Origin of the sequence: Xenorhabdus bakwenae, from assembly GCF_030272115.1 — a bacterium.
Classification (GTDB): Bacteria; Pseudomonadota; Gammaproteobacteria; order Enterobacterales; family Enterobacteriaceae; genus Xenorhabdus; species Xenorhabdus bakwenae.
Genome location: NZ_CP119194.1, coordinates 3,856,565 through 3,870,646, shown reverse-complemented (window position 1 = coordinate 3,870,646; position 14,082 = coordinate 3,856,565). Strand labels below are relative to the sequence as shown.

General features: G+C 46.6%; 14 protein-coding genes. 3 read left to right on the top strand and 11 right to left on the bottom strand.

The annotated features are described in order from the left end of the window. Positions 1-33 precede the first annotated feature (33 nt). The 5 genes from PXH59_RS19150 to tssI are packed head-to-tail and all read right to left on the bottom strand — an operon-like array spanning position 34 to position 5,144. The gene (locus PXH59_RS19150) at positions 34-669 is read right to left on the bottom strand and encodes a GAD-like domain-containing protein (RefSeq protein WP_285809754.1); all 636 of its coding nucleotides are present in this window, start codon (positions 667-669) and stop codon (positions 34-36) included. Further along, entirely contained in the window at positions 659-1,945 is a 1,287-nt protein-coding gene (locus PXH59_RS19145) for a polymorphic toxin type 15 domain-containing protein (protein ID WP_285809753.1), read from the bottom strand. The genes PXH59_RS19150 and PXH59_RS19145 overlap by 11 nt, the downstream gene beginning before the upstream one ends. Before the next feature lie 4 nt (positions 1,946-1,949). After that, on the bottom strand, positions 1,950-2,312 hold the full coding sequence (locus PXH59_RS19140; protein ID WP_285809752.1) for a DUF4150 domain-containing protein: 363 nt from the start codon (positions 2,310-2,312) through the stop codon (positions 1,950-1,952). After that, positions 2,305-3,540: a DUF2169 family type VI secretion system accessory protein gene (locus PXH59_RS19135; RefSeq protein ID WP_285809751.1), complete on the bottom strand. Its 1,236-nt coding sequence runs from the start codon at positions 3,538-3,540 to the stop codon at positions 2,305-2,307. Before PXH59_RS19135 ends, PXH59_RS19140 begins: the two co-directional genes overlap by 8 nt. An 11-nt stretch (positions 3,541-3,551) precedes the next feature. Further along, a complete protein-coding gene (tssI, locus tag PXH59_RS19130; RefSeq protein WP_352232144.1) occupies positions 3,552-5,144 on the bottom strand; it encodes a type VI secretion system tip protein TssI/VgrG in 1,593 nt (530 codons plus the stop codon). A gap of 223 nt (positions 5,145-5,367) precedes the next feature. Here tssI and PXH59_RS19125 point away from each other — a divergent pair, with 223 nt between their 5' ends. The 3 genes from PXH59_RS19125 (at position 5,368) to PXH59_RS19115 (ending at position 9,203) form a co-directional block, all read left to right on the top strand. Then, positions 5,368-6,639, top strand: coding sequence for a tyrosine-type recombinase/integrase (locus PXH59_RS19125; protein ID WP_285809749.1), 1,272 nt, complete (start codon positions 5,368-5,370; stop codon positions 6,637-6,639). A 138-nt stretch (positions 6,640-6,777) separates the two neighbouring features. Further along, on the top strand, positions 6,778-6,984 hold the full coding sequence (locus PXH59_RS19120; protein WP_285809747.1) for a helix-turn-helix transcriptional regulator: 207 nt from the start codon (positions 6,778-6,780) through the stop codon (positions 6,982-6,984). A gap of 110 nt (positions 6,985-7,094) precedes the next feature. Beyond that, on the top strand, positions 7,095-9,203 hold the full coding sequence (locus PXH59_RS19115) for an AAA family ATPase (protein WP_285809746.1): 2,109 nt from the start codon (positions 7,095-7,097) through the stop codon (positions 9,201-9,203). 333 nt (positions 9,204-9,536) lie between these two features. Here the strand turns inward: PXH59_RS19115 and PXH59_RS19110 are convergent, their stop codons facing one another. From PXH59_RS19110 to PXH59_RS19085, 6 genes are read right to left on the bottom strand one after another with little or no spacing between them, the layout of a single operon-like run. Beyond that, on the bottom strand, positions 9,537-9,800 hold the full coding sequence (locus tag PXH59_RS19110) for a PAAR domain-containing protein (RefSeq protein WP_285809744.1): 264 nt from the start codon (positions 9,798-9,800) through the stop codon (positions 9,537-9,539). Positions 9,801-9,802: 2 nt separating this feature from the next. Then, the gene (locus PXH59_RS19105; protein WP_285809743.1) at positions 9,803-10,543 is read right to left on the bottom strand and encodes an immunity 52 family protein; all 741 of its coding nucleotides are present in this window, start codon (positions 10,541-10,543) and stop codon (positions 9,803-9,805) included. Positions 10,544-10,569: 26 nt separating this feature from the next. Beyond that, positions 10,570-11,223 (bottom strand): restriction endonuclease fold toxin 5 domain-containing protein, encoded by a 654-nt coding sequence (locus PXH59_RS19100; protein WP_285809741.1) that lies wholly within the window; start codon positions 11,221-11,223, stop codon positions 10,570-10,572. A gap of 1 nt (position 11,224) precedes the next feature. Continuing rightward, positions 11,225-11,572, bottom strand: a complete 348-nt coding sequence (locus PXH59_RS19095; protein WP_285809739.1) for a hypothetical protein — start codon at positions 11,570-11,572, stop codon at positions 11,225-11,227. Then, positions 11,569-12,063 (bottom strand): DUF4123 domain-containing protein, encoded by a 495-nt coding sequence (locus PXH59_RS19090; protein WP_285809738.1) that lies wholly within the window; start codon positions 12,061-12,063, stop codon positions 11,569-11,571. The genes PXH59_RS19095 and PXH59_RS19090 overlap by 4 nt, the downstream gene beginning before the upstream one ends. Next, entirely contained in the window at positions 12,060-14,078 is a 2,019-nt protein-coding gene (locus PXH59_RS19085) for a type VI secretion system Vgr family protein (protein WP_285809737.1), read from the bottom strand. Before PXH59_RS19085 ends, PXH59_RS19090 begins: the two co-directional genes overlap by 4 nt. Between the last annotated feature and the right edge of the window lie 4 nt (positions 14,079-14,082).

Sequence of the window (14,082 nt, the reverse complement as noted above, 5' to 3'; positions counted from 1 at the left end):
TGTTAAAACAGTCACTTTAGCAATAGAAAATAATCAAATCTCTTGAATATCTGGATCTGCAAATTGACGAAGAATATCCAAATGGATATGCATATCCAGTTTTCTTACATTTTCGAGTTTAATTTCACCGCCCAATACAATAGCAGGTTCAAAACCAAAGATTTCGTTTTCATTTAGAGGACCATATTTTTCTATCGCTTTGGAAAATATGCCTGTTTTTCTTTCTCCTCTCAGATCACATGAACTTACATTTTGATTAGAGAATAAAACCCCAATATCAATATCTAAATCTTGGCTATTTTTTTGGTAGAATTCATTTTTAGAATAGACGATCGTATTAAAAATACTAGATATTGATAAATTCCTGCCTGTTTTTTGACCGCAAAGATGAAGTTTTCCAAATGCATTTCTGGCAATAACATGATAAGAGTCCATTTCCTCAAATGGCGTATCTTCTAACCACATATCAACAATATCTTCATAATCATCAGGATTGACTATACTAAACAATCCATCTCGATAACTATTCCAACCTTCTGTTGACCAATAATGTAATAACCTATCAGGTAACTTTCCTCGCCATTTCTCTATGGCTTCAGCAGGAACTGCTCTATGTTGGGTTGCTTCTCCAAATTTTTGAATAAAATATTCAAAGAAATCATCGCGCATTATTTTTCCCCTTACCTCGGCATAATTCTAGTTGAATGTTCATCTTAGCGTCACCCAATCCACTGTCAACTGCCTCTTTCGCTGCATTATCAAGAGATTTTATTCGCCCGCCTTTCCAGCTACCACCAATTGCACTGTTAATTCCTGAATCTCCCATTTTTTTAGGTGCATATTGTCCATAGCCTCCAGCCACCATATCGGGTTCATGTAATGCGGCTAATCCTTGAAGAGCGTTTTTAGCTTTTTCTTTTGCTATTTCATCAGCTTTTTGAGGTGACATTCCTTTCCTTACTAAATTCCTAGAGACATTATCGGATATATCATTTTCTAAACTTACTCTAAAGTTTTCTTGAGCACCGGCTGCTTGGCTATTCCGCTTATTTTTCTTATAAGAATCCCTTGCAATTTTGAATTCTTCAGGTGACATGCTATTAATAGCATCCTGCTGTCTTCTTAATTGCTCGGAATACTCATCTAAAAATGCTTTTCGCTCTTTATCCGTTTTTAACCTCTTATATCGCTTGCTGTCATAAGGATTAAAACACGGCACCTTAGTCTTCTTAACCCCTTTGACTTTACCCCCTTTATTTTGCTGTTTTTCTTTCAGTTCCTTTTTAAGCTCGTCTGGGTCTTTGGAAGGTGTTGTTTTGTCTCTTTCAGCCGCCCGGGTTTCTTGTCGTTTAGCTCTGGAGTTTTTTCGTGCAACTCCCTTTTCCTTGCCAGTGATGATCGACATTGCCTTTGAACCGCCTTTAGCGATACCTTTCACCGCTTGCTTGAATACCCCTTTGGGGTTTAAGTCAGCGAGGGTATCCCCCAATTCTTCTGCCGCGCCTTCTGGCTTAAATCGGTACTCATCCAGATCCGCGTTTTCCATGAGCGCATCAGCCTTATTCGTTAACCGATCCGCTTCTGCTTCATTCCCCGCGGCTTTATGTGCTAATGCTTCCAGTCTCATCTCCACCGCAGCATCAGCCTGATGGCCTTTATACACAACTTCAGCAATATCAATGGCCGTATTTCCCAGATTTTTCAGGATACCGGTTCCCACATCGGCTACCACATCGCCGACTTTTCCCCAGAACCCTTCTTCACCCTGAGTATTCGGCCTGATAACGGGATTAGCTTCTTTAGGCACCTCAGTCGATTTCGGCGGTTGCCCGGTAATTTCCCCTAACGTATTACCCTCACCGGTCGGGGCATCGTCATGCGCCCGTTTTTTCCATAATGCTTCATCTCTCGCCGGTTTAGGCGGGGTTTTCTTGATTTTTGCCATGTCCTTATGCTCCGTTCATCCAGAATTTGTCACCGTGACGTAACAGCAATTTATTGCCGACCCGCACACTTTTTGAATGCTCCTGTTCTTTGGGGTGGCATTTGCCCCCCACTGTGCCGCTTTTGATGCCATTTGCCACACCGGGTTCATCGCCCAGTGTCTGGGGAACAAACGACTGCGCAAAAACCACAACGGGTTTGCCATTGGCGCGCACGGATTTTACCGGCACTGAACTGTCTGCCAGTTTGGCCATCACGGGGTAAGGAATGGGGGGCGTGGAAGAGCCTATCGGGGTTTTGCAGACATCCGGTAAAATGCCGATGACCATCCACTGGGTGCCTGTCCGGGCAAGGTAATTATCAGCCATAAATATGGATCTCCCTCTCGTCTTTGTCATCCGGTGATGCCATTTTTATCAGCGGTGCATTTGGGTCCATTTCAAAACGGGCTTCCATCACCCGGAGGGGCGATGTTGCTTCAATGTGGTAACGGTAAGTCATGGCAAGCGTGAGCGCTTCGCTGTCGATAATGAGGGTATCGGCGTACATCCGTTCCGGGAGCATTTCACCACTGAGCATCCTCAACAGGATCAGCGGCCGGTGCCCCGGCAACTGGACATGCAGTTCTCCGTCACGGGTCAGGTTGAACAGACTGATACGGATATCAGGAGCAGGAAAGTCAATTTGCTGGTCGTCCGGCGCGTTATTCCAGTAACGAAAACTGAAATCCTCGGGAAGATAAGGGTGGCGTTCTGTCAGCCACTGCTCATCATAGGTGCCTGCCAGTGTGCGGCGGGGCAGCCAGGCGCGTCCGATAATCCCCAGTCCCGCAGGCTGGCACACCTTTTCCGTAATGGACGGCGGCGAATTCAGCCACTGCGCAAAGTGGGCGGCCGTTATCGGGGCATCCGGGTGTTCAATGCGGGGTGCCGGGTAGCGGGAAAGATCTTTTGCCTTCGCATACCACGGGGTGATAAAGCCCGTCCCCAGCGGATTGTATTCCCATGTGGCATGGGCAAGGGGGGCATTGTCTTTTTCCGGGTGCTGTTCCCGCTGGGTGTCGGTCAGACGAATTTCTTCGGGCACGGAAGCAGCTGCGTCATCCTTTTCGTACACTTTGCATTCCCCGCCAAAGGCATCGCGGTAATCCACCGGTAACGTCGTGAATTTTTTGGGCGGTGTCAGTTGCCATTCATCTGGTGAAGAACGCTGAAACTCCCGCTCTCCCCAGACATGCAGGGTTTTATCGATCAGCGCCTGCCCGTCACGCGTGGTGACCTGTAACCGGACAGGTATTTTTTCACAGGCTTCACCCGCTGGCGCATAGGCGACACCATTGACAATCACATCACATTTGAATTTCAGCGGCGCTAAATCACTTTCCTGCAAAACCGATGACCGGTTCATTTCGCCGGAAAAGCTATCCTGTACCGTCAGTTCGCCATAAGGGGCGGCCAGTACAGGCTGGTAATGCCCCGAACCCACAGGCTGGAGCTGGTAGACGATTTTCATGGCAACAACATGATATTCCTCGTCTTCGGTATCCAGCATTTTGTAATTAATGACAGAAAACGGGGTCAGGTTTCTGAATTCCATTGTTTGGCTCCTTAGTTCAGGTCAATGTCCTGCGCACTGATTTGGATGGCATCAGCAGCGTCAAACAGGAATTTAGTGCCCTGGATAGTGACATTGCCGAACTTGTCCATCCGCAGACAGCTGCTGCCGCAACGCAGTTCAATCACATCGCCGACCGTAATGGCTAACGATTCGCCGACCGTGTGCGTATGAGTGATCCCGACGTCCTCTTCCTTGTGCTCGAAAACATTGATGGTCTGGTTTTTTTCGACGGTTTCACTGTGGCTGGCCAGCACATGGGTTTCGCGGTTGTTGAGCACAGTGGTTTTCATGTCTTTTTGGGCATGAATAAACACTTCCTCGCTGCCTTTCGCATCTTCAAAGCGCAGTTCGTTGAAGCCTTCCCCTTTGTGGGTTTTGGTTTTAAACGTGGTGCGGGTCTTCGCGGCGGGTAAATCCAGTGGCGGGCGGTTGACGGCGTTATAGACACTGCCGGTCACTATCGGCCGGTCAATATCCCCGTTAAGGTAAGAAACAATCACTTCCTGCCCGATGCGCGGGATGGCCATAAAGCCAAAACCGTTGCCATTCCAGCCCTGGGCCACCCGCACCCAGCAGGACGCGCTGTCATCGGCTTTGTCGTAGCGGTTCCAGTGAAAATGGACTTTAATCGCGCCGTCTTTGTTGACGAAGATTTCTTCCCCTTCCGGCCCGACCACGATGGCACTCTCATCCCCGTCTGCCAGGGGTTTATAATGAAACGGCGGTCGCCAGTCAGCATAGCCATCGATAAAACTGAAATCATTGCTGAGTGTGGTGCCCTCGCCGCTATTGTCCCCCAGTGCCTGCGGGCAGCGCCCCTGATGGCTGATCCCGACAATCTGCCAGCAGGTATTCAGCGGGGCATGGGGATGGGCGGCAATGTTGAAAATTTGCCCCGGCATCAGTTTGATGCAGTTACTTTGCCCGTTGCCACTCTGCATCTGGTTTTTCAGGGCTTCATGGCGGTACTTAACGAACGGTCTGGCTTCGGCATCCTTCTGAAAACGGCCATAACTCTCGTAAACTGTATACGGCGTCAGTGTGCCGAAGGCCTGATAATCAGGGTGGCTTTCCAGATGGGAGAGCGCGTAAAACGGCCGTTCGGGATTGAAATCCTTATTGATGGTGCGTTGAGGCGTCATCCCCACCCCCAGGCGAACCTGATAAATCGTATCAATTCCGTGCGCCGTTTCCGGCTGGGCGTTGTAAGTCAGTGTCAGGTCTGCCGCCATAGGCAGATGGCTGTCACTGAAAAACAGAATTTCATCCTCAAACCAGAAGCTGATCCCCTCTTCAGCGGCTAACCGGCAAAAAAAAGCATAATCGGATTCCCGCTTCTGGGTGATGTATTCCCGGCTTTGATGGGCATCTTCCAATTTTGAATCTGCGCGAACATGGTGTTTTTTCAGCAACAGCTTCAGGATATCCGGCACACTTTGCCGGTGATAAATATGGCTGTCCTGATTGAGTGTCAGTCGCCAGAGGGACGGGCGCACCGTCAAGGTATACAGGATTTTGTTACCATCGGTGCCGCACCAGTCAGCATGGGAAATGATCCCGGTGATTTTGCGTTGCTCCAGCATACCGTGGAAGATTTGCAGTACCGCTTCCTGCATCAGGAACTAGTTCCACTTCCAGTGAAGTCTGGCTAAGTAAAATAATTTTTATAAACTACAACAAAATCAGTTTGATCTCTTATTTTTACGTCTCGTTTAGTCTGTTGCAATCAATATGCAGCGAGGGGCATAATCTGGGGCACTTACCATTTGATGATGACTATTATTCGATTACAGAGATGCTCTAATCATGAAACTCACCGCCCGACAGGTTGAAACCGCAAAACCCAAAGAAAAAACTTACAAGCTAGCCGATGGCGGTGGTCTCTATCTGGAGATCACGTCACGCGGATCAAAATATTGGCGTATGAAGTACCATCGCCCCACCGATAAAAAAGAAGACCGGATGGCGTTTGGTGTCTACCCCGCAGTGTCATTAGCCGAAGCTCGTGCTAAACGCGATGAAGCTAAAAAGCTGATGGCGCAGGGCATTGACCCTAAAGTAGAGAAAAAAAGTACGTCTTCTCCGGCTAAAGTGAACACCTTTGAACAAGTCGCCCGTGTTTGGCATGCCAGTAATAAGCGCTGGGATGAAAATTACTGTCAGACAATACTACGTGGCCTTGAAAAATATATTTTCCCCTACATTGGCACATGTGATATCACCACATTACGCACTAGCCAACTTTTAGTTCCAGTCAAAGCCATTGATGAACAAGGTAAGCATGAGACCGCTCAACGTTTATGCCAACGTATCACTGCAATTATGCGCTACGCTGTCCAGAATGATATTCTGGAATTCAATCCCGCTAACGACATGGCTGGAGCACTGACTACTGCAAAATCTCATCATCGCCCGGCTCTGCCCCACGAAGATTTACCTGATTTCCTGAGACGCTTATCCGCCTACCGTGGACACTTAATATTCAAGATAGCCGTCGAGCTGACACTGTTAACATTTGTTCGCTCCAGCGAGCTGCGATTTGCCCGCTGGCAGGAAATAGACCTTGACAACGCGGTCTGGAAAATTCCTGCCACACGAAAACCCATCAAAGGCGTTCGATTCTCAGAGCGCGGCATGAAAATGAAAACTGATCACATCGTGCCGTTAAGCCATCAGACGGTTCGGCTTATCAAAACCCTGCACAAACTGAGCGGTAACGGTGATGTGATGTTCCCCAGCGCTCACCATTCCACGAAAGTTATAGATGCAGCAACGGTTAACAGAATTTTACGCAGCATAGGCTACGACACTAAAATCGAGATATGTGGACACGGATTCCGCACAATGGCACGCGGGGCAATGGGGGAATCAGGCCTTTGGAGTGATGACGCTATCGAGCGCCAGCTCAGCCATATCGAACGAAACGGCGTCAGGGCAGCGTATATCCACACGTCTAAACATCTGGATGAACGGCGACTGATGATGCAGTGGTGGGCGGATTATCTGGACGCAAACCGGGAAAAATTCATCACGCCCTATGACTTCGCCAAACCGCTACGCGACCAGAAAAACCGATAATGCGACCTAACAATTAATTCTCATCGGGAGAAAAAGAGTTAACGCTGTTCATTATGTCTTATTTTTTTCAATAATCCGCCTGTCATCCAACAACGTCCACGGTGAGCGCTCAGGGACTCGGTAACAGGAGAATAAAACATGACAATGGCAGCATTGAAAACCAGCCTGATCCGTCTGCCGGAAGTGCAACGCAGAACGGGTTACAGCAAAGCGTGGATCTACAAACTGATGAGTGACGGCGCATTTCCACAGCAAGTTAAAATTGGCCCGCGCTCCATCGCTTTTATTGAAGCAGAAATTGATAACTGGATTGCACAGCGGATTGCAGAATCACGAGCGGCATAACGAATAAGAGAACATGACATAAAAAGAAACGAACTATAAAACACAACGCCCCGAAGTGCGACCAACACTGCGAGGCGTTTAACCAACAACCATTTGGAAAGGTAGACATGATGGCTGATACACAGCATACCCAAACTCACCCTAAATTTACAGTTCAAAAAACAGCTGGCACTCAAAAACCAATTGACTTGATCCAGACAGTGAAAACCTCTGCCATGTATTCCTGGCAAAACCTACTGCCAGCTTGTGGTATTGATGTTCCCGCAAAGGGCAAACATGGCGCTTGCCCTGTTTGCGGTGGTACTGACCGTTTCCATTTTATCGATGATCACCATCATGGCAACTGGCATTGCCGCCAGTGTGACGTCCCGAACTATGGTGATGGGCTGGATTTAGTGGCAAAAACCAAAGGGATCTCTGTTACTGAGGCGGCAAAAGTGGTCGCTAATGTACTAGCATTGCCTTTGCCCGAACCCAAGCCAGCCAAAGAAACCCATTATCCCACACAGTCGATTGCCGAAAGAGTGGCGGCACTGATGGCGCAAACTGTCGTCGGGCAATCGCCTTATCTGGCGGCAAAAGGTCTGCAACACCTTGATCAGCGACTACTGTTCGATAATTCGACCGTGCTGACACTGACAGCCCTGGATAAAAAAGTCACCGGGGCGCAGATCATCAAACCCAATGGTGAGAAAAAACTCCTGTCCGGCAGCCAGAAGAAAGGCGCATTTATTCCTGTGTCAGAACTGGAAGCGCACCCGGATATGGTCATTATTACCGAAGGTTACGCCACAGCACTCACTGTTAACCAGCTCTATAAAGGCACTGTTCTGGCGGCGCTGGATGCAGGTAATTTGTTCTCTGTCGCCAAAGCCGTTCGGGAGCGGTGGCCGGACATAAAAATCATTATTGCAGCAGATAATGACTGGCATCGCCCCGACGAGCTGGATAAGAACGGGAAACCCAAAATAAATGTCGGCAAGATCTCAGCAGAAAAAGCAGCCCTTGCGGTTAATGGTTGGATCACGTTACCACCGGATGCTGTCAAAGCCGATTGGGATGATTATCGCCAGAATCACGGTATCGAGGCAGCAAAACAAGCATTCAGTGAGGGTTTGTATCAAGTGGGGAAATCAATGAACAGTCACGCAACAGAAAACCGCAATTATGACAATAATGTAGAAACGCTTTATCTAAAGCGTAAGACAAAATTACCCCTATCCGTTGGCTCAGAAGGCTTTGATGCTCAATTGGATTATGTAGTTAAAGGCATTATTCCGGCACATTCCCTGTGCAGCATTTATGGGGCGAGCGGGTCATATAAGAGTTTTCTGGCAGGAGCATGGGGCTGTCATATTGCTACAGGTAAGGCATGGGCGGGAAAACAGGTTGCTCAGGGTTCTGTGCTGTACGTTGTCGGTGAAGGCGGGATCGGCGTACCACGGCGCATCAAAGCATGGGAAATCGTCAATGGCCAGACGGTTGAAAATATGTATCTGATTAATACGCCGGTATTTCCGGCCTCGTCTGCCGAAGTACATGAACTGGTTATTGCCGCCCAACAGGTTGAGTCTGAAACAAGCCAGCCTGTCCGCCTGATTATTCTGGATACCCTCGCCCGCTGTTTTGGCGGTGCGGATGAGAATGACTCAAAAGATATGGGCGCGTTCGTTCGGGGCTGTGACGAACTGAAAGCCAAGACAGGGGCAAGCATTCTTGTTGTTCACCATTCCGGCAAAGATGAAAGCAAGGGTGCAAGGGGTTCCAGTGCCTTTCGTGCCGCGCTGGATGTTGAATACCGGATCAGCCGGGAAGGGAAAAAAGGCGGTGCGCTGGTTATCACCTGCACCAAAATGAAAGATGCTGAAGAGCCGGAAACCAAAGCCTATGACATGCGTGTGGTTGAACTCTTTACCGATAAAGACGGTGAGGATATTACATCACTGGTTCTGGTTGACAGGCCGCGTGATCCGGTTGAAGAGGAGGACATCGGACATGTCTCCAATAAGACCGATAACCATACAGCATTGTGGCAGTGTATTCGGTCGCGCACTGCTTTGAAAGAACCTTGCAGTATTGCCCTTGTCCGTGATGATTTAAAGGCGATGGGGGTGAATGTGAAGAATTTCAGCCGTTGGTTAACCAAGTTAGAGCAAGACGGACTGATTGCCCGTAACGGGCAGGAACTCACCATCATTAACCAGAACAATGAAGATTAAAAAGTGAGTAAAAAAGTGAGGAGCGGTGAGGAAAGGAAATTTGTGCCTCACCAAATTCCTCACTTTTTTCGCATATATACGGAAAAAGTGAGGAGCATAAAACATATTGATTTTTAAGGATAAAAAAATATCAATTCCTCACCTGTTTTTGCAGTGAGGAAAATAAAAAGTGAGGAGAAAAATGAGGAATGGGTGAGGGAAAATCTTTTCTGGCAAGTGTTTTTTAGGATCTCTGATTTATCTGGCTAATGTATTAGCCAGATAAATCAGAGAAGACAAGCGCCGCGCGTCAGTGTTGCCCCCCCTAAATCCGCTAAAATAATTGTCACCTCATTAAGCGAGAAATTCTTTCTGGCTGGCAATCAGTTTTGCGCCACATGCTGTATGCATACCGTCTAATGCAATGGGTTTTCCTTGATGCTTTAAGTCATCACTGCCTTCTACAATAGGAAAAATCCCTTTACATTTTGGACAAGTCACTAAGTCACCTTTAGCTGCAATAGGGATACCTTGATAAACATAATTATCAATAGCAGTGATGACTTTACCACCATGATCTGTTGCATCGTTTAATCGGATAACTGCTTTACCTACCATATTTATACCTCAGAGTATAATGGTAATAATCCTAAGTCCCGTAGACAGATTTCAATATCATTAGCTTTATTGATATGGTTTTGGTTTCCGATGTCAAAAATCTCTTTTGTCGTAATAAGTAACGAACCTTTTTTACCATCTTTATCGGTAATGGGTATTATTTCTTCTGCCATTGGAACTAAGGAATAATCTATTTCTATTGGTAAATAAAGCATCCAGCCTGCATGTATTCTATCTGGAAAAACTTGCTTTTGTTTTAAAGAGTAACCTTTGATATCCGTCATGATGAATGGAGAAAATCTCTGCGAAATCAAATTTTTTATAAAGTCAATAAATCTTGATAAATTGAATCTTTCTTCTTCAAGAGTAAGGCTAATAGATATATTGGTTTTTCCTAATCTATTCGGATTTGAATAAACATCATCTCGGCACATATACATAATAGTATTTTTTTGCTTCACATCTCCAGGGGTATCAAATAACGTTTTTATTATGGACTTCATATTCTTATCAAAATCTTTTTTATACCATTCAATGGCATAATCAGTTAATCCATTTTTATTAAACACATTATTTTCTTGAATTTCTTTTAAAGTATACCCCGGCAAATGCCAACCACTTGAACTATTGCTAAGTTTATTTATTTCTTTCATTATCTGATACGTATCAGATAACACTAATTCAGGTGTTGTTTCCTCTCTAAGTTCATAAAACAGTTTCATTCTTGGATGTATAAATGACATATTTAAAACCTTTTTAAATTTAATTATCAAGACATTAATGTGTTAAATGTTATAATATTAGTAAATCCGAAAGAAGAAAAAGCCCCAGTAAAATATGTATAGGAAACTGGCTGTAAAAAATGCCAATGGGACTTTGGGATACTATTTAATGAAGTGCACACTTCATTTTGTCTACTAGCTTGCGAAATCATACTTTCAAGTCCAGTCATATCTGTCGGTTTTTTCCTAAAGTGTTCATAAAACCACTTAGGCTCACCATCTTCGAAGAATTGATCATATTTAGCCTTAGCCTCAAGAAATAAACATTTCCCTGGTTTCCAACCATCAAAATTTACACTTTGGCATAGCCATGTTTCAATTAAGTTTAATTCAGGATTATACATCGTACCGGCAATTTTTGTTTGATAAGCAATAGTAATTTCAGAATACGATTTCGTAGTTTCCCAAACCATCGCAACTTGGCCTATGGCTGGACACTTATCACACTTTTCTCTTGTCGTACTAATGGCATCAGTCTGAGCTTCCGCCTTGTCTTTTTCGTCTGTTTTTTCTTTATCTTTTGTAGCTTCATTGATACCTACTCCCACACCAACACCAATCGCTATCCCAGCAAGTGCAGTTAAGGTATATTCAGCCGCTGCCAGAATAGCAGGGCCAGCAAGAACTAAAGGTAATGGCATATTAATGTCTCCTTTTCATTAAATTATCCAGCGCTAGCAGATAGTCACGATATTGTTGTTCTGGATTATCACCCGCTTTCAACATATTTTTAATTTCAGGCGAATCATGAAAATTGCGATTAAATGCAACTAAATAGAGGTAAGAGCGGATCAATTTTTCCTCTTTAAACCCCATTGAAATCAAATCCAAATACGCAGCTTTGAGCCGTTTATGCAGGCTGTGCTCACTTTCATCCCCGATTAATTCAGCATGTTCCGACTGAACCTGTTTCCGAACGTTGGTGATATACGCCTCATCTTCGGCATCAATAAATTTGCCCACCTGTTCCTGGCTGAGTTTTATCATCATTGTGCTCCTTTCACCGAATAAAACTGACCATCTAACCAATAATTCCATTCATCGATAGGTTGTGTGAATGCGGTTAACTGTTCCTGACTGAAAATATCCCGAATTTGATGCAGAATGCGGGGATCGTAAAAACGTAACAGCGCCGTTTCACCGCTTTCCAATTGAACATTCAAATAAGGTTCGAAATGACGGGTCAGCGCATCCAATGAGAGTGTGGTGTATAACCATGAAACAGCAGGGAAAGTTTTTTCCAGTTTTAAAAATTTCTCCACGGATACGATGTTATGGGTTATGTCAAACAACCACGGCCCGGCAAAGGCGATTTCTGCATCCGGGTATCGCCTAAACAGCGGGTTATTCAGTCCTGCAATGTAAGTCAACTCCGCATCAAAGAAGCGTTCATATTGTAGCCCATCAATCAGTGCATACCTTTTCATATCGGGATGTATTTTTTGATATTCCTGCCATGCTTCCTGTGATATCGAGATCATGACTGCCCCCTGATGACCATTGCAGAACCGCCTAATGCGGCTTTCATTAAGCAACTGAGACAAATTTTCTCCGGTGGCGATGTTAAGATTGCCTCCGTAGCCTGTGCTGCGTTGATTTGTTTTAGTTTATCCAGCATATCAGGCAATTTTCCGCCCCAGCCTGAGCCATTGCCCGGCGCACCACTGCCAAAGTTAACCGCAGCGCTGCTGGTGATCCCACCTGCATCAATTTTCAAGAAATGCCCTGCGGCCTGAATGGTCAGTTCAGAACCCGCATCAATCACCACTTTTGCACCTGAGCTGAGGTGAATTTCATTGCCACTTTGTGTCAGCAGGGCATCGTCTGCCTTGATATGGAGCTTTTGCCCGGTTGACAGAGAAATATCATTGTTTGCCTGGACACGGTATTCATTATCCACGCGTAAATGCGCATCATTTTTAATGTGGTGTGTGCGGTTATGACCAATATTGCTGGTTTCGTCATTGAGTATCTGGCTTTTCATGTCCTTTTGCGCATGAATAAACACTTCCTCACTGCCTTTGGCATCTTCAAAGTGCAGTTCGTTAAAACCTTCCCCTTTGTGGGTTTTGGTCTTAAACGTGGTGCGGGTCTTGGCGGCTGGTAAATCCAATGGTGGTCGGTTGACGGCATTGTAGACGCATCCCGTGACAATGGGCCGGTCAATATCGCCATTGAGATAAGAGACAATGACTTCCTGCCCGATGCGCGGAATAGCCATAAAGCCAAAACCGTTGCCATTCCAGCCCTGAGCCACCCGAATCCAGCAGGACGCGCTGTCATCGGCCTTGTCGTAGCGGTTCCAGTGGAAATGCACTTTAATCGCGCCGTCTTTGTTAACGAAGATTTCCTCCCCTTCCGGCCCCACCACCGTCGCACTTTCATCGCCGTCAGCCAGCGGTTTATAGTGGAAAGGCGGGCGCCAGTCCGCCAGACCATCCATAAAGCCGAATTGGTTACTTAGCGTGGTGCCTCCGCCGCTGTTGTCTCCCAGTGCCTGCGGGCAGCGCCCGTGGTGACTAATTGTGATAATCTGCCAACGCGCATTCAATGGCGTGTGCGGGTGATTGTCGATTTCGAAGATTTTGCCCGGCATCAGTTTGATGCAGTTGCTGCTGCCGCTGCCGTTTTGACGCTGGATATCAAACGCCTCATGGCGATATTTAACAAACGGGATTGCCGCCGCATCGCGTTGAAAACGGCCATAGCTTTCATAGATGGTATACGGGCTGGTTGCACCAAATTCCCGCAACGCCGGGCTGCTTTCCATATGGGAGAGGGCGTAAAACGGGTGGGCCGGGGTGTAATCTTTGTGGATACTGCGCAGCGGTGCCATGCCGACCCCCAGCCGCACCTGATAAAGGGTGTCGATACCGTGGGCCGTTTCCGGCTGTGGGTTGTATTGTAGCGGCAGGTTAGCGGTCATTCCCAGATGGCTGTCACTGAAAAATAACTTTTCATCCTCAAACCAGAAACTGATACCTTCTTCCGCGGCCAGCCGGCAGAAAAACGCATAATCGGATTCCCGTTTCTGGGTGGTGTACTCCCTGCTCTGGTGCGCGTCTTCCAGTTGCGAATCTGCGCGAACTTTATGTTTTTTCAGCAACAGCTTCATGATATCCGGCACACTCTGGCGGTGGTAAATATGGCTGTCCTGATTGAGGGTCAGCCGCCAGAGAAACGGACGTACGGTGAAGGTGTACAGGGTCTTATTGCCATCGGTGCCGCACCAGTCAGCATGGGAAATAATCCCGGTGATTTTGCGTTGCTCTGTTTCACCGTGGAAGACCTGTAATACCACTTCCTGCATCAAAAGTGCCGTTAAATCGATTTCTGGTTTCGGCTTAAAGGGATTGGCTGGTAGAGTCTGAACCAGTGTCAGGTTCAGGGTAAAAAGGTCAGAAAGTCCTTCCTGCAAGGCAAAATCCGCCACGGCAAAGGTGTTTTCGGGTAAATCCCCTATCCGGCAAACAAAACGTAATCCACTTTTTGGCATGGCT